The organism is Paenibacillus sp. HGF5 (assembly GCF_000204455.1).
Lineage (GTDB): Bacteria > Bacillota > Bacilli > Paenibacillales > Paenibacillaceae > Paenibacillus_AQ > Paenibacillus_AQ lautus_A.
In genome coordinates, this window is record NZ_AEXS01000150.1 from 46,078 (window position 1) to 67,329 (window position 21,252).

13 protein-coding genes are annotated in these 21,252 nt (G+C 55.5%); 1 reads left to right on the forward strand and 12 read right to left on the reverse strand.

The genetic code is table 11. From position 1 onward, the window contains the following. Positions 1 to 191 precede the first annotated feature (191 nt). Together HMPREF9412_RS23985 and HMPREF9412_RS23990 are read right to left on the reverse strand one after the other, a co-directional pair. On the reverse strand, positions 192 to 2,792 hold the full coding sequence (locus HMPREF9412_RS23985; RefSeq protein WP_083829994.1) for a glycoside hydrolase family 95 protein: 2,601 nt from the start codon (positions 2,790 to 2,792) through the stop codon (positions 192 to 194). 78 nt (positions 2,793 to 2,870) lie between these two features. After that, the gene (locus tag HMPREF9412_RS23990) at positions 2,871 to 5,651 is read right to left on the reverse strand and encodes a discoidin domain-containing protein (protein ID WP_009594360.1); all 2,781 of its coding nucleotides are present in this window, start codon (positions 5,649 to 5,651) and stop codon (positions 2,871 to 2,873) included. A gap of 282 nt (positions 5,652 to 5,933) precedes the next feature. Between HMPREF9412_RS23990 and HMPREF9412_RS23995 the strand changes: the two genes are divergently transcribed. Beyond that, a complete protein-coding gene (locus HMPREF9412_RS23995) occupies positions 5,934 to 7,754 on the forward strand; it encodes a glycoside hydrolase family 97 protein (protein ID WP_009594363.1) in 1,821 nt (606 codons plus the stop codon). A 242-nt stretch (positions 7,755 to 7,996) separates the two neighbouring features. On the opposite strand, the gene HMPREF9412_RS24005 is transcribed toward HMPREF9412_RS23995, so the two are convergent. The 10 genes from HMPREF9412_RS24005 to HMPREF9412_RS24050 form a co-directional block, all read right to left on the reverse strand. Next, positions 7,997 to 9,841, reverse strand: coding sequence for a cache domain-containing sensor histidine kinase (locus HMPREF9412_RS24005; RefSeq protein WP_009594387.1), 1,845 nt, complete (start codon positions 9,839 to 9,841; stop codon positions 7,997 to 7,999). Beyond that, positions 9,838 to 10,863 (reverse strand): response regulator, encoded by a 1,026-nt coding sequence (locus HMPREF9412_RS24010; protein WP_009594380.1) that lies wholly within the window; start codon positions 10,861 to 10,863, stop codon positions 9,838 to 9,840. The genes HMPREF9412_RS24005 and HMPREF9412_RS24010 overlap by 4 nt, the downstream gene beginning before the upstream one ends. 212 nt (positions 10,864 to 11,075) lie before the next feature. Continuing rightward, positions 11,076 to 12,656 carry an extracellular solute-binding protein gene (locus tag HMPREF9412_RS24015; RefSeq protein ID WP_009594368.1) on the reverse strand — a complete coding sequence of 527 codons (1,581 nt, stop codon included), beginning with the start codon at positions 12,654 to 12,656 and terminating at the stop codon, positions 11,076 to 11,078. Between the two features lie 138 nt (positions 12,657 to 12,794). Beyond that, positions 12,795 to 13,667 (reverse strand): carbohydrate ABC transporter permease, encoded by an 873-nt coding sequence (locus tag HMPREF9412_RS24020; protein ID WP_009594374.1) that lies wholly within the window; start codon positions 13,665 to 13,667, stop codon positions 12,795 to 12,797. 16 nt (positions 13,668 to 13,683) lie between these two features. Then, positions 13,684 to 14,634, reverse strand: coding sequence for an ABC transporter permease (locus tag HMPREF9412_RS24025; protein WP_009594379.1), 951 nt, complete (start codon positions 14,632 to 14,634; stop codon positions 13,684 to 13,686). 413 nt (positions 14,635 to 15,047) lie between these two features. Then, on the reverse strand, positions 15,048 to 16,082 hold the full coding sequence (locus tag HMPREF9412_RS24030) for a glycoside hydrolase family protein (RefSeq protein WP_009594376.1): 1,035 nt from the start codon (positions 16,080 to 16,082) through the stop codon (positions 15,048 to 15,050). 7 nt (positions 16,083 to 16,089) lie between these two features. Continuing rightward, entirely contained in the window at positions 16,090 to 17,904 is a 1,815-nt protein-coding gene (locus HMPREF9412_RS24035; protein WP_009594386.1) for an alpha-L-fucosidase, read from the reverse strand. A 213-nt stretch (positions 17,905 to 18,117) separates the two neighbouring features. Then, the gene (locus HMPREF9412_RS24040; protein WP_009594394.1) at positions 18,118 to 19,053 is read right to left on the reverse strand and encodes a dihydrodipicolinate synthase family protein; all 936 of its coding nucleotides are present in this window, start codon (positions 19,051 to 19,053) and stop codon (positions 18,118 to 18,120) included. A 19-nt stretch (positions 19,054 to 19,072) separates the two neighbouring features. Continuing rightward, positions 19,073 to 20,113: a sialidase family protein gene (locus tag HMPREF9412_RS24045; protein WP_254664110.1), complete on the reverse strand. Its 1,041-nt coding sequence runs from the start codon at positions 20,111 to 20,113 to the stop codon at positions 19,073 to 19,075. Next, the coding region (locus HMPREF9412_RS24050) for a LamG domain-containing protein (protein ID WP_009594351.1) at positions 20,100 to 21,252 on the reverse strand (1,153 nt) is incomplete at its 5' end. The genes HMPREF9412_RS24050 and HMPREF9412_RS24045, both read right to left, overlap by 14 nt.

Below are 21,252 nucleotides of genomic sequence, written 5' to 3' on the forward strand. Positions count from 1 at the left end.
TCCATCGTTGTCGGTTTCATGTTGATATTAGTGTAGCCTTGAGGACGCAATGGCAGCAAGTTTCATAGGATTTAATTGGTGTAATCGGCGATTTCTCCTCCAAGATCGAGCCAGGAGTGAGAAAGCAACCCGCTTAGGCGCAGGCCTTAGGAGGGGTTGCTTTCGTCGTTTATCGAGGTACGCCGGCCATTTTATTCTTCAACCGTTCCATAGGCGTCCTCCACAGGCCGCTCCAAGCTGCAGCTGGCACCCTGCTGCATACGGATGGAGTAGCCATGGCCTCTGGGGGATATCGTGGTACTCGTCAGAGTTACCTCTCCCAACTGTTTTTCCTCTATGAGGACAAGTGCCGCACGGGACCAGATCCTGCACTCGCCAGCCCTATCTGCCCGAATCTTCACCTCGGTCAGTTCGCCTTCCTCCCAGCGCATGTCGACAACATAGCCGCCGCGGGCCCGCAGCCCCTTCACCTCGCCGCTATTCCACTGCGGGGGCAGCGCAGGGAGCAGCCTTAACTCTCCCATATGCGACTGCAGCAGCATTTCGGCAACGCCGGCAATCCCGCCGAAATTGCCATCGATTTGAAAAGGCGGGTGGCAATCCAGCAGGTTCGGATAAGTCGAGGAAGCCAGCAGATTCACGAGATGCTCATGCGCTTCCGCTCCGCGCTGCAGCCTGGCGTAATAATTGATGATCCAGGCGCGGCTCCAGCCCGTGTGGCCGCCGCCATGCGCAAGCCGCCGCTCCAAGGTCTTGCAAGCCGCCTCGGCAAGCTCCGGCGTCCGGGCAGGATCAATCTGCTCTCCCGGATACAGGGCGAACAACTGCGAGATATGCCGGTGCCCGGGATCGGCCTCCTCGTAATCGTTCAGCCATTCCATGATCCCTCCATGGCGTCCAATCTGCGGTGCCGGAATTTCCTCCAGCGCCGTTTGAAGCTCCCCTAAGAAGGCAGGCTCATCTCCGACGAGATGGCCGGCCTCCAGGCAGGCACGGAATAAAGCCGTCGCAATCTGCCCGTCCATGGCCGGCCCCATGCAGAGGCTGCCGACGGCTCCGTTCGAAAGCACGAATCGGTTTTCCGGCGAAACGGAAGGGCCGGTCATCCGTCTCCCTTCCTCATCCACGGTCATATAATCCAGCAGGAATTCTGCCGCTTCCTTCATGACCGGATACGCCCGCTCCCGCAGGAAATCCGCATCGCCGCCAAACCGGTAATGCTCCCACAGATGAAGGCACAGCCACGCGGCTCCCATCGGCCATACGGTACAGGTCATCAATATCCCTTCGGGCCGGGTTTCTCCCCAAAGATTCGTATTATGATGCGCCGCGAAACCGCGGCAGCCATACATCTCCCGAGCCGTATCGCGGCCATTAGGGAGCATCCGGTCAATCAGGTCGAACAACGGCTCGTGGCACTCCGCCAAGCCCAACAGCTCTGCCGGCCAATAGTTCATCTGAATGTTCACATTGATCGTATACTTGGACTCCCAAGGCGGGGTGAAGCTGTCATTCCATATGCCTTGCAGGTTCGCAGCAAGAGATTCGGGCCTGGAACAGGAGATGAGCAGGTATCGCCCGTACTGCACGTATAACGCGATCAATTCGGGGTCGCTATTTTCCGCGGAAGCACCTTCCGTCTTCACTCTATCCTTCAGCAAATTCAGCCGCCGATCGGTGGGCAGGGACGGCTGGTCGTCTTCTATTCCATTAGGATATTCGACTCGATCCGAAGCGCGGATTACCTCTGTCCCATTCGAAAAGGAAGTTCCACTATCGACACATTCCGTCCTGCCCGCCCCGTTCTTGCCTGTGCCGAGCGTTAGGGAGAACCGTTCAAACTTCTCCCGATACTCCGCCTGATGACGGTTTACCAGCTGCTCGTACGACATGCCTGCCGCACGATCCAGCTGTTCCAGACAGACCTGGACCGGCTGCCGGCATCGAAAGGAAGTTTGGGCTGACAGCAGCAGCGTAACGGAATCCGCTCCTTCTACCGAGAGAAAATCACCGATGGTTTGAACGATTCCCCCCACAGCGGCAGCGCGCAGCGCCATGCCAAAGGAAATGCCGTCCGCACCGCACTCTCCCTCCATCAGCAGGGTGTCATGACGCAATGATGCCGTCCCCCCATCAAAAGGACGGCGCATCAGGTTCGCCGCAAACGTCAGCGCCCCCGGCCTGTCGGCAGACAGGCGAATGACCAGCACGCCATCCGGCGCAGTGGCAAAATACTGCCTGCGAAATCGGATGCCCCGGGACGAATAGGATACGGTCACCATCGACCGCTCCAGATCCAGCTCTCGTTCATAATGCTCCACCGTTTCCTCCCCATCCAGGAATTTGAGCAGCAGATCGCCCAGCGGCTGGTACGGCTGCTCGTATTTCGGGGAGGACGTCATCGCCATTCGGGCTAAATGCTCGGCCTCGGCTTGTCGCCCATCGAAGAGCATCTGCCTGATCTCGCTCAAATACCGAGAGGCGTTAGGATTGCCTCCTCTCCCCGGACCTCCATACCAGAGAGAATCTTCATTTAGCTGCACGCGTTCAAGCGAAGGCTTGCCAAAGACCATGCCTCCCAGGCGACCATTCCCGATCGGCAAAGCTTCATTCCACTCGGCTGCCGGGGAATCGTACCACAACCGCAAGCGCCGATTTGCGGAGATGTCAGACCGCCGCGAAGCGGTTCCATCTATCCCCCCCGTCACCCCGGGCAGCCTCGCAAATTCACGACCTGCCTGATGCCCTTCAAGAGAACTCTCGGCATTACTTCCTGTTGTCTCCCTCTCCATAATCCAACACGTCTCCTTCTTCAAGAAAAAGGGGACGCTCAGCGTTTTCCCTGAACATCCCCTGTTCGCTAAATATGATTAAGGCTGTTCCGGCATATCCAAAGCACCGCCGCCCACCGGCGTTCGGGCCAGATGATCTACCGCTTGCTGCCCCAGGCGATCCTTCAGCTGCTGAATGAATAAGCTCTGGAGCGCAACATGCCGATCGGCATATTCCCAATAGCCGTCCTCGCGAGGTCTTGGATCGTAGGCACTCGGAACGAGCGGCTTCACGTTCAGGCCGTCTTCGGTAGGGATATGCCCGATGACATAGTTTTGGGCAGTTGGGGGCTTCTGGGCGACAAGCCCGCCTTCGGTATTCCACATGACGTAATTCGCGCCGGCCCACCCGTGTCCGCTGCCCAGCCATCCCCGGTCGCGGACGCTGATGCGCGCGCTGACGTTGTCGTACAAACCGCCTGTCGACCAGCGATGGTGCGGCTCGCTTGTATTGTATTCGCGAGTGGCCTTATTGTTGTACATCACGTTCGGCCCTTGCACGCGGCTTTCAATGACGTAAGCATGACGGGAAGTCTCCGTATAATTGCGCTGCACCAGATTTAACTGCCCCTGGATGAAAAAACTGTAACGCCGCCCGCCGGTAATAATGCTGACCATGTCGTGCATTTCGCTGTCCTGCACCGTGACCCACTTGGCCTGCCGCCCGACCTGCACCAAGGCATAGGAAAAATGGTAGCCGGCCACCTCTCGCACCCAGGCATTCTTCACGCTGTTCATCATGATGAAACGTTCTGCATGGTCCTCATCGGAGTAATACGGGGTGTCCAGAACATCGTTATCCATCTTCGTGTCGGTTTTGCTCGGATCAAAATCGGATATGGCGCGCATGTTCTCGATCCCTACCTGCTCGATTCGCGATTCGTCCGTCGCCTTGAATAGCTTGCCCCCGCCCCATTGACGCTCAACGGCATTCGCTAACGGAGCGTCCACCGTAATCCGGTTGCCGTCGATCGCCGTAATCACGCGGTCAAAATCCAGATTGAACGGGGACCACTGCTGCGTTCCTCCGGTTCCTGGCCGCATGTAGATATGATCCATGCCGATTTCATGAATCCAGCGGTCGTTGCCGATCCTCCGGACGATGACGGAATCGCCCACCTGATAGTCAGAGGCATCCTGGACATGGAAGGAACGCGAGCCTGCCGGAACGTGCAGATCCTGGATATCGGTCTCCGTGCCATCCACAATCGTTGCACCATTCGTTCCGCCCACGACGATCAAATTTCTGGCCGTTGTTCCCGTGCCCCGGATGATGGTTCCGTCCTCACTCTTCCCCTCGCCCCTCAGCACGACGCCGCTCGCCTGGATGTTCAGCGATCCGCCGACCAGATACGTGCCCTTCTTCAGCAGCACGGCCCCCCGGAAGCCGTCCGCGTCGCGCGGCAGCTGCGACACCTCATCGATCGCCGCTTGCAGCATCGCCGTATCATCCCCCCCGGTCGGCTGCACGGCAATCCTCGCCTGCACGTCGGGAAGCTTCACCCCGCCGCCCATATAACCGACATTCGAGAAATCGATGATCCGATTTCCTTTATAATCGGGAACATACACCATTCTTCCGTCTTTTCCGGTATATGCGATATGACTCTGACCGTCAGGTATTCCTTTCTTGGGCATGACGGTGTAAAACAAGCTGTCGTAGTAAGTTCCCCCGTCCGCGGCTTGGAACGTCATCCTCACTTCGTGCGTGCCCGGTACCTTCATCCCGCCCGGAAGAGTGATCGATTGACTTATCCCCGTTTGCAGCGGCTTTGTGTCCAGCAAACCTCTGGATTGGCCGTCCTTGAACCATCTGGCGCTAACGGTCCCATCCGTATTCGGAGCAATCGTGACGACAGGCAATGGCTTGCCGTCATCCAGGATCGCCGCCTCGCCGATCTTCTGGACTAACGTCGGATGCGTGAACGAGCTGAAAGCAATATATTTCGCATCCCGGAATTCCTGATCATCCTTCACGACAAACCAGAAATCCGGCGTCCCAACCGTTTGGCCATTAACGCTGATTTCCGCATACATCCGGGTGGCGCCGACCTTGACTCCGGTTACGGAACCGGCTGTATCCACGGCCATGCTGCTCCCCGCAGCATGGTATTGAACCTGGCCTTGAGGCAGCGCAACCCACTCTCCGTTGGCTCGTTTGCCGCGCACCTCCAAGGCCGACGTTTCTCCAATGTCCAAGGTCCGTTCATCATTGTTGTTATAAGGAGTGCCTTCCGGCTTCACGAAAGCCAGCTCCGTTACGTCCGACGGAATCCCTTGATCTCCATCCTGCATATAAATCTCCAACTCCTTAAGCTGAACATTGAGATTTCGGCTGAGCTGCAGAGTCACCCGCACTTGGGAAGCGCTTACGGAATTAAACGCCATGACTTCCTGACCGTCCGCTCGAATGCCCCCATTTTTCGCATAGGCTCTGGTCCAAGACTCGCCGTCAAGGGAATAATCAATCTCGATGCTGCCCAAATTATCTCCCCGGTTTAAGTCCAGGACGACCTGGTTGAGGGACTGCTCGCTCCCCAGATCCACCTGAACATGTACACTCATGTCCTCACGGTCCGTGCTGGCCGGCTGCCAATAGGTATCCTTGCTGCCATCCACGGCTTTCCCGGCTTCACGCCCGCTGATCTCCGAACTGGCCGTTGCCGGCCTATTCATTGCCTGGTTGACCCGCTCCACCCCATCGGCTGCCGCCGTTTCCCCCTGTATTGGCGGATTGCCGAACGAAAACAGCAGAATACCCAGCAGCAGTATGATACTTCCCCTTCTTATCTGTCCGTTACGCTTGCGCACCTGTCTCATCAATCATCACCCATCCTTTGTCTTATGTAGTGATTACGATTCACCGCAATTACAGGATACCCTCCTTTCAAACGCCTCTTGATGCTTCCATGTTAAAACAGCGGCCTCCCGCCAGACCATGCCGTAACTTGCGGAAGGGCCGTGTTTTTTTACGGAGTAACATAACATAAGAAAACACAACCCGGAGCGAACGGAGCCGTATGCTAAGCCTTCCCTTTGTCCGTTACAATGAGGCTGCAATGGGTACGTCATTTTGGTAGCGACAAGGAAGGAGTTTCGTTTATGGATCATGAGCTGTCCCCATCTCTGTCGGCGCCGTTTCATGCTCAGCTTCATTCCCCTGACGGGAATTTGCAGATCACCCTGGAGCAGGCGCATAACGGTCCCCTCTTGTATACGGTTATGAACAAGGGATTCCGGGTTCTTGACAGATCCCCGCTCGGACTCATCACGGACAGATACCAATTTCAGCAAAATATCCGCATCCAGGGGGTTGAGCACAACACGATCACGGAGCGTTACGAGCTGATGACCGGCAAGCAAAAATTGCAGTCTTACGAAGCAAGCGAGCTGGTGCTCCTAACTTCCGTCGAGCATCATCAGGTGAGGATTCGATTCCGCGCTTTTCGAGACGGCGCTGCTTACCGTTATGAGCTGCAAGGAGAAGGTGATATTCGCATTGAGAACGAGATCTCCGGATTCCATCTGCCGGAGGATCGGATGCTTAACGTCTGGGCGCAGCCGTTCATGCGGTGTTATGAACGAACCTATGACCACGCCATGCCGGACGATCTTCGCGGAGGGCATTTCGGCTTCCCGCTCTTGGTTCAATCGACAGAGGAGCAATGGCTGCTGCTGACAGAAGCTGCCGTGGACGGCGGTTATGGCGCCAGTCACCTTGCAGCCGATGAGCAAGACGGCCGGAAGCTTCGCATCTCGTACGCTCCGGATCAGGAAACGCCGATTGCCGCGCAGCTTCCGCTCTCGACGCCCTGGCGCGTCATGATCATCGGATCGCTCGGGGATCTGGTGACTTCATCGGTAACGACTCATCTATGTCCCCCGCCCGTGCTGAAAGACACCTCTTGGATCGCTCCGGGGAGAGCAGCCTGGTCCTGGTACGCGGAGGGCGATTCTTGCGGCGATATGGATGCTCAGCGGCAGCATGTCGATTTTGCCGCCGGAATGGGATGGGAATACGTCGTCGTTGACGGCGGCTGGGAGGGTGTGCTGGATGCGCCTCAGCTGATCGATTACGCGAAGGAGCGCGGCGTCGGCATCTGGCTGTGGACGCATTATCAAGGGCTGAACACGGAGGAACTCCGTGAAGAGAAATTACGCCTGTGGGCCTCCTGGGGTGCGGTTGGGATGAAGGTCGATTTCTTCGACAGCGACAATCAAGAGACGCTCCAGGTCTACGACGCCATCGCCGAATCCGCCGCCATGCACCGGCTAATGGTTAATTTCCACGGATCCACCAAGCCGAGCGGGGAGCACCGGACATGGCCTCATGTGATGACTAGAGAAGGCGTTTACGGCGCGGAATACTACCGGGCGCAGAGTGAAGGCCCGAATGCGGTTCATCTCTGTACCTTGCCGTTTACGCGAAATGTGATCGGATCCATGGACTTTACGCCGGTCACGTTCAGCAGGAGGACCAACACGACCCAAGGACTTCAGCTCGCACTGGCCATCCTCTTCGAGTCCGGCATCCAGCACTATGCGGACGCGATCTCCGTGTTCGCGGACCATCCAGGCAAGCCGCTGCTGGCCGCGGTTCCGGCCGTCTGGGATGAGACGCGGCTGCTGGAAGGTTATCCGGGCCGGTACGTTACGATCGCCAGACGATCCGGCGCGGAATGGTTCGTCGCCTCCATCTGTGCCGCAGGAGGACGAGATGCCCGAATCCCGCTGGATTTCCTTGAAGAACATACGGCATATCAAGCGGTGATCTATCAGGAGCAGGCAGAGCCGGACGAATATCGTTATCGCTCCGTTCTTCCTCCCATTGAGATTCGCACGGAAACCTGCTGCAGCACAGATACGATCACGAAGCGCCTGAAGATATATGGAGGTCTTTCCATCCATCTCACGCCGCTTTGAAATGATCTTTACGGACGGCATGGACGTCGTGGACGCCAATCGTGAAACGTTAACCGATCATAGGTTTCTGCTGAAGGCGCAGAGCTTCAGGGAACCTTCAAAAGCTCGTTCTATGAAACTCTGCGATCCCGAAATGCGACCCGAGAACGCGAGGAACGCTGCCCTTACCTTAAGGACAGCGTTTCTATTTGCACTTCGAGCACAGAGTCTGACCTATATGCCCGGGAAAGGCAGGCCATGCGCTAAACACGCGGCGGACTCGGCATGACCATGCGGATGGTGGTTCCCGTCCCCACGCCCGCGGAGGTTAGGCGTAGTCCGTAACTCTCGCCGAAGACCAGCTGAATCCGGCGATGCACGTTAAGCAGTCCGATGCCTCCGGTACCGCTAAGATTCAGGGAGGATTCCGGCGAATGATTCGTGTGGTCGTGCTCGTAGGACAGCCGTGCCGCAACCTCGTGCAGCTGTTCATCGGTCATGCCGATGCCGTTGTCCGTCACGCTGACCCAGAAAGCATCGTCGCTGCATCCGGCAGAGATGATGATGTGCTGCGAGGCTTCGATGCCGTCCGGAAACGCATGCTGGAATGCATTTTCGATTAAAGGCTGGAGCGTCAAGCGCACCATTTTGTACAGGAGAAGCTCGTGGGGAACCTCGACCCGAAGATCGAATTCCATGTCGTGCCGGTGCTTCATGATGGTCATATAATTCAGCACATGGTTCAGTTCGTTCGCAACCGTAATCTCCTCTAGCGAGGTCAGTAAGGAGTATCGCATCATAAAGCCCAGCGAAGACACCATCTCGGTAATCTCGGACGAGCCTTCAACCTCGGCATAACAGACGATGGTCTCCAGCGTGTTGTACATGAAATGCGGATTGATCTGCAGCTGAAGCGCCTGAAACTCGGCCTTCTGCCGTTCGATGATCGTCTTCTGCTGCTGCAGCTCGGTCTCGTATACCCGCTCGATCAGTTCCGACAGCCGGCTCACCATCAGATTGTACCGCTGCATCATTTCCGTCAGCTCATCCTGCCGCCGTTCAGGAAGGTCCAGGGGAATCCATCGGCCCTGCTCCGTCTGCCGCATCCCGCGGATAATCGTCTGGATCGGCTGGGTAATGGAACGGGTGAAACGGTAAGCAAGCAAACAAGCGGCGACGAGACTGATCAAGCCGATCGTCCAGGCCGTCGTGCGGATATTGGCAATCGGCTGGCGCCACTCTTCCAGCGGAATCGAGGCTACCAAGCGCCATCCGGAATAAGGAGACATCCGGGTCATGAATACCCGCTGCTCTCCATCGACCGTCGTATATTTAAAGGATTCCTCGTCCGCGCCCATAATGGCGGCGGTCAGCTTCGAATCCCGGGCGGGAGACGAAGCGTTGTCCTCCAGCCCTTCGGGCTGGTAAACCACGTGACCGCTGGCATCGGCAATATAGAAGTATCCCCGTTCACCCAGATCGATGCCTTTCCACAGGGAGGACAGCTCCTGGGAGCGCACCTCCATGGCGAGCACGCCTTTTTCCGCCGTGGAAGATAAACCCTTCATCTGTCTAGTCATGCGTATCACGCTGCCGCTGCGTCCCGGAATAATGCTCTCCGTATGAATCATGAGGCCGCTTTCGTCTTTTGTGGCATGGCGGAGCTCCGTCAGCTGCTTCGACTTGTCCTCTTCGCTGAACACCGGCGCCGTAAAGTCCGAGCCGAAGCTGTACGTCGCGTTTCCGTTGTAAGACAAGAGATACATCGTCAGCAGCTCGGGCCCCCGGTCCATCAGGGGACGGAACACCGTATCCTTGATCGTGGAGCTGATGTGATAGTATTCGTAATGGTCCGCCGGGTTCGGCAGATCCACGAATTTCTTCAATTCCCGGTTGGTCAGCAGGGAGATCATCGTCCGGTCATAGGATTTGATGTACAGGTCCGTGTGATTCAAGGCATTCTGCACGATTTGCGACAGATGCCGATCCAGCTGCCGATCCAGCTCCGCGGAAGAACGAGCGTACGTGACGATGCCGATCAATAACGAGGACAGCGCTATGATCGATACGCAGTACAGGAAAAGCTTGCGATACAGTTTATTCTTCATCCGTTAAATCCCAGCATCGTCCGATATTCCGTCGGCGTGTGTCCCGTTACCTTCTTGAACATCTTCGTAAAATGGGGATAGTCCTCGTAACCGACGTTTGCCGCCACGTCGATGATCCGCATATGCGGCAGCGCAAGCAGCTCCTTCGCCCGTTCCATCCGCCGGTGAATGCGGTACCGGACAAAGGTTTCATTGGTCATTTTTTTAAACATCGCGCTAAAATAGGTCGGCGTATACCCCGCCATCTCCGCCACTTCCTCCAGCGTGATTTCCTCGGACAGATGCGTGTCGATGTACGCTTTCACTTCATCCAGCGGATTCTTGAAATTCCCCCAGCGCTGGGTCACCAGATCGGCCGTCATCCGCTTAACCCTCAGCTCGAATTCATTCAGCAGCTGTTCCTGGGCCGCATGATGGCCGATGGGTTCGATCACGGAAACCTCCATATACCCCTTCGATACCAGTCGCCGGAAAATCATCCCCACTGCATCATCCAGCAGCTGCTGAAGCTGCGGGACGCTAAGCCCCGCTGCCTGCAGATGCGCCCTCCAATCGACCAACAGCTCATCCAGCCGTTCCGTCTGCAGCATCCATATTTCCTGCCCGATGTTTTCAATCCAATCGACGTAGGAAGCCAGGGAGACAATGCCTTTATTGCGATGTTTTACGATCGCGTCAAAGGTCTGGTGCAGCACCACGCCCGTCACCGGCTTCAGCAGATAATGCTTCACCCCGTAAGCCAGGCACTGCTGCGCATATTGGAATTCGCCGTAACCCGAGATGACGATGATCTGAATATGCCCATACAACTCATGCAGCTCCTGGCACAGCTCCAGCCCGCCCATTCGGGGCATGCGGATATCGGTCAGCAGCACATCCGGCTCGGTCTCCTTGATCATCGAGAGCGCATGCTCGCCGTTTACGGCCGTATCGATGGCGTCAAACTGCAGGCGATAGGTTTCCGCCATCTTGACCAGCCCTCTTCGGATGACAGGTTCGTCGTCAGCAATCAACAACCGCATTATTTTCAGCCTCCTGTATGTAGAAGAATTAGGGATGAGGCAATCATGAAATGGAACAAGAAGGTATCCGCGAGCGGCTGCCATGCATGGCAGACCGGCGGATACCTTGAAATTTTATTTATTCACTCACTTCATTTAAACGCTTACATATTGGATTCATTGTACAGGATTTTCGGGATAAACAGGAGATGTCCTGCTGCCTATCTTGCATGTTATCTTGTACGATCCACGACATTCTCCTTGTTCTTCCAGCGTTCCGTCGCTTCCTTGATGATCTCGTCCCCGCCCTTGGCGCGATATTCCTCGAGCACCTTCGGCCATTCGGATATCGGCTGCTTGCCGTAGATCATCTTCACCATGCTGTCCAGAATGAATTTCGGTCCCGTATCCCCGGTCGAGGCCAAATCCGGGAACTTGGAGAAGCTGTTCAGGTTCGCCGTAAAGGTAATGCCGCCGCGGCCTTCATTGCTGAGCACGTCGCTGAACGCCGTAATGACATCCTGGCCGTCCTCGGTCAGGGCCGTCTGCTTCTTGTTGTAGGTCAGCTCATGCACGAACCACAGCTGGTTGGCCCGGAACCCCGCTTCGTCCACTTCTTCCTTTTTCACGGGCCATGTATAGTTGACCTTGCCGTCCTCCATTGTGTAGTTCTCGCCCTCGATCCCGAAGGAGAAGAACATATCGGCTTCCTCCGTCAGCATCCAGTCGAGGAATTTAATGATTTCGATCGCTTTTTCCTTACCGACCTTGTTGTTGATGTAATACGTGGTCGAGATCGAGCTGTACAAGCCGAGGCCGCCCTTGCCGTCCGAGCCCGTCGGCGAAGGATAGATATCCACCTTCATCGAAGGATCCACTTCCTTCAGCTTGGCGCGGAACCCGATCAGCCCCTCGCCGTTGGACGCCCACATGCCGGCTTTGCCGGAATTGATGTTCCGGCCGTAATCCTCCTGGGACAGGGAAGCGAAATCCTTCGGGATCAAGCCTTCGTCGTACATCGTCTTATACGTCTCCAGCGCCTTGGTCATGTTCTCGACATCGAAGAACTTCGGCACGACTTCCCCGTTCAGCTCCATGAACTGGAACGGCAGCACGTCGTATGCCCCAAGGAAGGTATCCGCGTATTTAAAGCCCTCCCGGTATTGGAACGGATGCTCTACGCCCAGTTTCTTGAAGGCGCGCAGCATATCCAGATACTCTTCCACCGTCTTCGGCGCTTTCTGGATGCCAGCCTTCTCCATCAGATCCGTACGGATAAACGTGGCGCGGCGCGACGGGTTCTCCAGCCAGGCCGGAATGCCGTAGATTTTGCCGTCGTACGATACTTCCTCCCATGCCGCCGGGGTGACCATTTTCATCAGATTCGGCGCATACTCCTTAAGGAGGTCATCCAGCGGCATGAATACGCCCGCTTCCACCGAGCCTGACATGGAGCCCGTCGTCGGCCCCCCGCGCATATTGCCGACCACGTCCGGAATTTCGTTGCCTGCAAACATCAGACTCATCTTCTGATCAAATTCCTTGTGGGACATCAAGCGAATATCGAGATCGGTGTTCGTCATCTCCTCCAGCTTCAGCACCCATTTGTCCTTGTTGATGTCGGGTGACGATTCGATGTAGGTGTTGCCGCCCGTGGAGAATGAAATCGAGAATGCCAGCTTGCTGGAAGCCGTGCCCTGCTCGTTCCCTTCCGGCTTGGTATTCCCTTCTCCTTCTTCCGCTTTCCCCCCGCACCCCGCAAGCAGTGTCATCATCATGACACCGATCAGTAAGACCGTCCAACTTTTTTTCATCAACCTCTCCCCTTTTCGCAAAAATAGACAAGTGGTTCATTCATGAGGTAAGCGCTTTCGTAAAATCCATTTCATCGTAGCTCATAATCCTCATGCGCAGAATTGGCGTTCTTATTATGGATTTGTGTTCTTTTACGATCAGGATTTGATCGAACCGATCAGCATGCCCTTGATAAAATATTTCTGCAGGAACGGGTATACCAGGATGATCGGCAGCGTAGCGATGACGATCGTGGCCATCTTGATGCCCTCCGGGGACATGTTGGCCAAGTTCTCGAACGTGGTGTCCATCTCTCCCATCTGATCGGTGATCACGATTTCCCTCAGGCGAACCTGCAGCGGAAACAGCTTTCGGCTATTGATATAGTATAGAGCGGACGAGTACGAATTCCAATGCGCAACGGCGTAAAACAGTCCCATCGTCGCCATCACCGGCTTGGATAGCGGAAGCACGATGCTTGATATGATCCGCAGTTCTCCGCACCCGTCGATCCTTGCCGAGTCGATGATCTCATTAGGCAGATTCATGAAGAAAGAGCGCATGATGAACAGGTTGTACGCGCTGATGGCGCCTGGAATAATGAGGGCCCAGACCGTATCCAGCATGTTCAGCGATTTAATGAGCAGATAGTTTGGGATGAGCGGCGCACTGAAAATAAAGGTGATCAGCACGAGCATGAGAATGACTTTCCGTCCCCGATATTCGTTGCGCGACAGCGGGTAAGCCAGCGAAGCCGTCGCGATTAAGTTGATTCCCGTTCCCACGACGGTCACGAATACGCTGATCATAAAGGAACGCCATACCGAGGTATCGTTCAATACGATGGCGTAGTTGGAGAGCGTAAACTCAACCGGCCACAGGCCGACGTCCCCCCTGGAGATGGCCAGATCGCTGCTGAGCGATTGCGCCGCTACGTGCAGGATCGGAAAGATCATGGCCGCCGACACGACGGCCAGGAAGATATAGTTGAACATTTCAAATACGAATTCGCCTGTTGATCGTTTTATCATGTTTTCGGTCACCTGCCTAGTATAAGGAATTTCCGGTCGTTTTGCGGCTTATGGCGTTACCGCCCACAATGAGCAGCAGCCCGATGAGAGATTTGAACAGCCCGATGGCCGTGGTGTAGCTGTACTGCTGTCCAAGCAGACCGACGCGATAGATGTACGTATCCAGAATGTCGCCCTTGTTCTCGTTCAAGGCGTTCAGGAACACAAACACCCGTTCAAACCCAAAATCGAGGAAGTTGCCGATGTTTAGCAGGAACAGAATCATGATCGTGGGCAGAATCGACGGAATCGTAATCGCCAAGGTCTGGCGCCAGCGGTTCGCACCGTCTACGCGTGCAGCTTCGTACAGGTCCGGATTGATTCCGGCCAACGCCGCCAGGTAAATAATCGTTCCCCAGCCCGCTTCCTTCCAGATGCCCGAGCCGATCAGAATGCTGCGAATGTAGCTTTCCTCGCCAAGGAAGTAAATCGGTTCGAGTCCCACCCACATCAGGATCTGATTGATGATCCCCGTGGTCGGAGACAGAATGCCCACCGCAATCCCCCCGATAATGACCCAGGACAGGAAATGGGGCATGTAGATGACCGTCTGGAGCACCCGCTTATACAGGACAAGACGAATCTCGTTCAGCAGCAGGGCCAGAATGATCGGTACCGGAAACGCGAATACGATGCTGTACATCCCGATCAGCAGGGTGTTCCAGAAAATCCGCAGAAACTCCTCGTACTGAAACATCCGGTAGAACTGGTCCAGCCCGACCCAAGGGCTCTCCCATATGCCTTTGAATAAGTTGTACTCCTGAAAAGCCATGGCACTGCCGAATAAAGGGACGTATTTAAATACGAGAAAATAGAGGATGCCCGGAATCGAGATGAGGTATATCGCCTTGTACTTGCGAAAGCTGGATAACCATTCCCGGCTCCGCGCTGACGGTGTTAGCCGCGTGCTTGGGTTGATGTTCGCCATAAGGACCTCCCGTTGTAAGTTTGCCTTCGTATTCATCCTATAAGCGGAGCGCTTCGCCAACAATGGCGGCATTTGTTTGTCGATGTGTTTTTTTACGATTGTGTTTGTAGAGGGCGGTACGAAAGGGGTGTAACACAAAAAAGAACCCTTTAGGGAACCCGGGTCTAATGCGGCCAAGTTTCGCCAAAGGGCTTATGAGGCATGGACACAGGTCTACTGTGTCCATGGGGAACAACCTTGTCCGTCGTTTTACGAACCTCGCTCGTTTACGATGCTCGGTTCGGTGTCGCAGGACGACGGTCTGCCGGTTGGCAGGAGAGATCCGATGGATCATCTGGATCGTAAATATACCACCGTGCGGCTTCGTGGGATAAAACAAACTCATCCATCTACTCGCACCGGAAAAGGATAACCTATTCTTGCTCCTTCTTCTCAATCTCCCGAATCGGAATCGCCATATTCCAGGTTTCCGTGCAGTCGTGAAATCCGTTGGTTCCATCCGAGGTCGCTGCGAACATCCAGGACGGACGACCGTCCTCCATGAGCAAAAACGGCCGTTCCAGGTTGCCCATCAGCCGCTCAGCGCCATCGTCCCACAACACCCTGCGGGAATACGCCGGCTCCCCTGGCCGGGTTGTCATCTCCCACTGCTCTCCGTTCTCCGACCACGCATGGACCCCGCTATAGCGCTCTCCGCAGATGGAGCCGTCCATGTCCTTGGCAATCATCTCGTACCCGCGTGCCGTACGCCAAATGAAGGGATCTTCAATATGAATGGCCGGCGGAAACAGCGGCTCAGGCTTACGGGCGTATGGACCGTATACCGATTCCGCGCTGGCCAAGCCCAGCTGCATGTTGCCATAGGTATGCCCTTCGTAGGGTCGGGATTTATAGATCAGCTGCACCGAGCCGTCGGCATGAACACAGGGTGCCGGATTCGACACGAAAAAGCTGTCAAACTGATTCGGACGGGGAAGCAGAACCGGAAGATCCCTTCGTGTCCATGGGCCGGTTACGGAAGGGGCGGTTGCTACGCCGATCCGTTTGTTGGCTCTAGCCACCACGGCGAGCGGATCATTCGGCAGCAGCACCTCCCCTTCCTCAGGCAAAGGAAACGGGAACGTCGTGCCCATATAATAGAGCACATACGTGCCGTCCACCTTCACGATATGCGGATTGTGCACGCTGCAGCCGTCCCAATAGGCCGGAGACCGGGTCCCAAGCACCGTCTCCTCGAACACGTACGGTCCGGCCGGATGGTCGGCGGCCGCACGGACGATCTCCGAGGCCGCAAGCCATCCGGGATGCATGGGCAATGACTTCGGCCAACGCGAAGCAAACATATGGTAGCGGCCATCTTCGCCCCGGATGACGCTGCCGCACCAGACCCAATATCCCGGCATTCGAAAGCCTCCTGCAACCGGTGCAGGATCAAATACGATTTTCATTGATTCCTCACTCCCTCTCCATGGGCAGCAGCGTAACCCTGCGCAAATTCATCAAAGCATCCGATGCCAGCGATATTCCGCGGACTTCAAGACGGTGTATGCCTGCCCGGCGAATCGTCAGTCGACCGATCTCAAATTCTCCCCAGCACCCGTCCACGCCCGTATCGTATACGGTACAAGCCAGCTTCTGTTCATCCAGGGACAATTCAAAGCGTCCCCCCGCCTGAGCCGCTGAGGCGGACAAGGTGACGATGATTCGGCAGTGGACGGGCGCTTCTTCTTCCGAACGAAACGCCCATTGAACAGCCGCATTGGGAGCGGTCCACCCGGTAACGCCGTCATGCCCTCTTTTTCCGTTGTCGCAGCGCAGGCCGTCGCCCTCGATAACACCATCATATGCCCAGAACGTATTCGGCATTTCAGATATGAATCTAGGAGTCCCGTTGCTCTCCAATTGCTCCCCGTTCAGCTTCAGCTCAAGCACAGTCGCATAGGCGTCCTGAGATACCGAACGAACATCAATCTGCCAGTCCCACGGTCCAAGCTGTCGGATCGGCAGGCGGTCCTCCTTCGCCTTCGCTCCGATAGGCCTCGCATATTGAACTCCGTTTGCAAGACCGGGCAGGATCAAATAACCGTCCTGCGGCCAATCTCTAACCAGCAGATACAGGCTGCTCTCTTCCGGCTTCCATGTGCAGTAGCCCCACTGCGGCGTACCGATCGGACTGCCGCACGTGCCATATATGGCCTCGCCGTTCCGCTCCAGGAAGCTGCCCACCGTCTCCAGCAGGCTTCTCGACGTCTCGTCAATCGCCCCGTTGCCGAGCGGGCCGACATTCAGTACCAAATTGCCGTTCGCCGCTGCCACGCGCAGCAGCTGGTCGATCAATTCCTCCGGACTCTTCCAATGGTCATCGCCATACCGGAATCCCCAAGAATCATTCAGCGTATGAATCGACTCCCAGTCCTGCTGCACCGGATGGAATCGCAGCTGGTTATCATGCGGATTCCCGTAATCCGCAAAGCGGTCATCCCGGAGCCGCTTGTTAATCAGGCAATCCGGCTGCAGCTGGCGTACCCGATCATGGAACCACACGGCGTGTTCGTCGCTGATCTTATGGCCGCAATCAAACCACATCAATCCGATCGGGCCGTAATCGGTCAGAAGCTCCTCGACCTGGGGAAGAGCCTTCTCGTGAAGGTAACGCTCAAACCGTTCCCGCTTATCCTGATCGTCGATCCAGTCCTCCAGCAGATCCCATGCGCCGATATTCCCCGGGTAATCCAGCGTGTTCCCCTGCGAATCCGGGTGATGCCAGTCCATGGCGTGAGAATAGTAAATCCCGAGCCGAATCCCCTCGGCCTTGCATGCCTCTGCCAGCTCCTTGATCGGATCTCTCGGGAAATTCGCATGCCGGGTAATCGAATAATCGCAAACCTTGGAATCGTACATGGCAAACCCGTCATGATGCTTCGCCGTCACGATGAGGTATTTGGCCCCCGACCGCTTGGCCAGCGCTACCCATTCATGCGCATCGAACCCCTCCGGGTTCATCCTGGCTGCAGCTTCCGCATACTCAGCTACAGGTATCTTCCCCCTGAGCTGGATATGCTCCGCATAATTCGCATCCACTCGCTCGCCCTTCCACATCCCGCCCAGCATCGAATAAGGCCCCCAATGCACAAACAGCCCAACGCGCGCTTCCCTCCACCAGGCTATCCGACGGTTGCGATCTTGGTCATTCCCCCGTTGACCGTCTGCGATCACATCCGAGGGGTCTTGCTCCAATCCGGCCCCGTCCATGTATTCATCCCGCTTCATGTTGGTCCCTCCTCACCTGCCAGTTAACGGTCCGACAGTCTAATAACCTTCATTATAGAAGGTACGCTGGTCCGACCACTTTGTTTTTTTGGGTTGAGGTTGTGTTTTGTTGAGGTGGGCGCTATTGAAACGTCAAACCAACAGACCCGTCATGACCGGCCTGTTGGTTTTTGTAGATGGTATAAGTTCTAACACCCTACACACCTTGCTCCCTTACACCTTGATTCGGTGATCATTCAACAGCTTGCTATTCCGGTAATAGTCATGAATCTGCTGCCGTTCTTCCTCTGTCAATTGCTTCAAAGGCTGGCGTACCTTCGGCGAGGACAATACTCCCTGAAGGAACAGGACATACTTCTCATACGCAATCACGTCAAACCGTACCATGTGAGATACGACCTCATTCGCTTTCGACTGCAAAGACTGAAGAAGCCCCATATCCGGTCTCTCCATAGTGCTAATTAGAGCGTGCATTTGAACAAAGGGCTCGGGCATCATATTGAAGGTGCTTCCGATCGCGCCGTCGGCTCCAGCATAAGCTCCGCTTAAATATACCTCATCATGCCCGTTATAGATCATGAATCGCTCTCCGCATAACGCCCGGATCTGCTGCATCTCGAACAGATTCAGCGAGGTGAATTTCACGCCCAGACATTGGGAATTACGGCTCATGTGAGTGTAAAAATCCATGGTCAGACTTACGCTGGTAGCACCCGGATAATGATAAACGAGCATGGGCAGCGGTACGGCAGCCATGATTGTTTCATAATGTTCCCGGATTTCCTGCATCGTTACTTTATAATAGAACGGAACAACAGCCGATACGGCATCCACGTGTAGGGCTTGGGCATGACGGGCAAGCTTAACCGACTCCATGGTACTAATGCAGCCGATATGCGCGATAACGGCGACTCGGCCGCTCGTGGTCTTTACGACCGACTCGAGAACTTGCTGTCGTTCTTCCGTCGTCAGAATAAATCCTTCCCCTGTGCTTCCGCCAACGTAGAAGCCTGTAATTCCCAGCGAGATTTGATGTTCAACCAAACGGGACAACGATTCGAAATCAATCGATCCGTCCTCATGCATCGGGGTCAATAGTGCCGTAAATATGCCTTTAAATTTGCTACGTTCTTCAGATATCAGGTTCACAAAAAGTCCCCCCTCAGGTTTACATTGATTTCAATAAAAAATCATCTTCAAAAAAGCTATACCCGCGAATTTGCGCTTTAGGCGCATCGTCCGCAATATATTGCACGACATAAATTTCCCCGTCCTCGAACTGGACCCAGCCCGAATACCCAAGGTCTGCAACCGGACTCCGGTCATAATCAATCGGCATAATTCTCGTCCATTGCTCCCGCCGCTCTATCGCTTTGGCCGATTCCTGATCCGTAAGAGCAGCAAAGAAGTTCTGTGTCCAGGTGCCAAGCCAGCCCTTACCGCCTTGCATGAAGCGATACGCAATCATAATGTTTCCGCTCTGCAGCATCCCTGCAACGGGACGATGACAACCGGGTAAAGGTACACGGTACGGACCGCTCCAGGTCTCGCCCTGATCTTGGGATATCGATTTATAACAATCCAATCCCTGCCCGGAATTCTCGCGGAGGAACGCAACCAATGTTCCGTCCGGGAGTGGAAGTATGCTTCCTTCGCACAGCTTCAGATCCGGATGAGAAGCCACAGTAATGGGTCCCACCCAGTCCGTGCCTTGATTATCGGAATACCACAGCCGCTGCTCGCTTACTCCCGAGTCCGGATTTCGTTCATGGGCCGACAGCAGCCATCGTCCGGTTGCCAGCTCACACAGCTTATCCGGTACGATGCCGGTGACGGGCGTTTCCATAGGCTCTGACCAGTTATTCCCCTCGGCGTCTCCAATCCATATATAATTACGGCCCCCGTTCTCCTTTTTCGCCGATATTAAATCTGCCACGATAACCAACCGATCGTCCCGAAGCCTCGATATGCGTGCACAATTCCAATACGGAAGTCCGTTCGTCAATGATGTGAACGGTTTTTTGTCACTCCAGGTTCTCCCCTTGTCCTTACTCTCCGTCAGCATCAGGCGTGTAGCCGACCGGTCTCCGTGATGAGTGCATTGGGAAAATACGCATACCAGCTTGCCCGCTGCCGTAAGCGTCACATCCGGCCATGCCTCATACCATTCCGTGTCTCTGCTGATTGCAAACCTTTCAATCGCCATCATGTTCATCCTCCCTATTGATCATTCTCGCTACTTCGATGGTTACCGTCTTATTCGTTGTATGTCCTGCATGATCTCTTGCTTCATAAGTGATGCTGTAAACCCGCTTCTGTCCGCCCGGGTTGTTTGCGGCCATCAGCTCAAACGACGTGTCCCCGGTTCCAATCTCCGCACCGCGGACCATTGAACTTGGATCCGGCACGCCGTTGCCGGTAACGGATATCAGCACAACGGAGGATATGCCGGAGGATTCATCCACGGCGTCGATCCCTATCTCCACTGGCACCCATTTGCGGTTGGGCGGCCAAATAACGTCACGGTTCGGAGTGATCGTGAGCTTTGGTTCCGACTTGTCGATGGCCAGTGTAAGATTGCGAACCTCCTCCACATTCCCGGCCCCGTCCCGGCTCCGGTACTCCAATGTTGTGATCCCTTCCGCAGAAACGTGGACCTCTCCTTCATAAGTTTTCCATTCCCCGCCGTCCAGCCGATACTCCGTACCCGCTACCCCGGATTCTTCATCTGTTACCGTTAACTCCACCGTTACATCGGTGGTGTACCATCCATTTACTCCACTCGGCTCATCCGGAGTGACTATAGCTTTCGTTATCGGCGCTGCCGTATCGGATGGCGGCTGATATAACTTCCGGACGTCGGAAGGATCCAGCGCGTGATGATAAATCCGCAAATCGTCCAAGCTGCCGTTCCAATCGCGATTCGCCGCGGCACCCTTATCAAAACCGACGAATGGCGGAGCAGCTTCGTTCGTTACATTCATCGCGGAACCGTCGAATCTCGCCGACGTCGCCGCCAGTTGACCGTTCACATAGATGAGCAAATTGCCGCCTTGCCGAACCCCCGCAACATGGGTCCATTCCCCTGTTTTAACTAGACCAGACGGGGTCGCAATACCGATCTCCCTGTTTAACGGCAGTCCGTTCATATTCATCCGGACCGAACCATTCTGTTCAACCGACATCCACCACTGCGGAACTTCCCGGCCCGCCGTACCGTACCACATCAGCAGGTGCCGCTGCCGAGACAGCGTCTCCGGGTTGACCCAGGCCGCAAAGCTAAAATCGTCGGTTCCAAAATGGAGATCCTGAGCTTGGGTGATCTTCGACGTGAGAACGCTGCAAGGC

Excerpts from the sequence above, each read along its gene's own strand:
- HMPREF9412_RS24020 (WP_009594374.1), bottom strand. The coding sequence starts at position 13,667 with ATGATAAAACGATCAACAGGCGAATTCGTATTTGAAATGTTCAACTAT.
- HMPREF9412_RS24010 (WP_009594380.1), bottom strand. The coding sequence starts at position 10,863 with ATGCGGTTGTTGATTGCTGACGACGAACCTGTCATCCGAAGAGGGCTG.
- HMPREF9412_RS24030 (WP_009594376.1), bottom strand. The coding sequence starts at position 16,082 with ATGAAAATCGTATTTGATCCTGCACCGGTTGCAGGAGGCTTTCGAATG.
- HMPREF9412_RS24015 (WP_009594368.1), bottom strand. The coding sequence starts at position 12,656 with ATGAAAAAAAGTTGGACGGTCTTACTGATCGGTGTCATGATGATGACA.
- HMPREF9412_RS23990 (WP_009594360.1), bottom strand. The coding sequence starts at position 5,651 with ATGAGACAGGTGCGCAAGCGTAACGGACAGATAAGAAGGGGAAGTATC.
- HMPREF9412_RS24035 (WP_009594386.1), bottom strand. The coding sequence starts at position 17,904 with ATGAAGCGGGATGAATACATGGACGGGGCCGGATTGGAGCAAGACCCC.
- HMPREF9412_RS23985 (WP_083829994.1), bottom strand. The coding sequence starts at position 2,792 with ATGGAGAGGGAGACAACAGGAAGTAATGCCGAGAGTTCTCTTGAAGGG.
- HMPREF9412_RS24005 (WP_009594387.1), bottom strand. The coding sequence starts at position 9,841 with ATGAAGAATAAACTGTATCGCAAGCTTTTCCTGTACTGCGTATCGATC.
- HMPREF9412_RS24045 (WP_254664110.1), bottom strand. The coding sequence starts at position 20,113 with ATGATGGCGATTGAAAGGTTTGCAATCAGCAGAGACACGGAATGGTAT.
- HMPREF9412_RS24025 (WP_009594379.1), bottom strand. The coding sequence starts at position 14,634 with ATGGCGAACATCAACCCAAGCACGCGGCTAACACCGTCAGCGCGGAGC.
- HMPREF9412_RS23995 (WP_009594363.1), top strand. The coding sequence starts at position 5,934 with ATGGATCATGAGCTGTCCCCATCTCTGTCGGCGCCGTTTCATGCTCAG.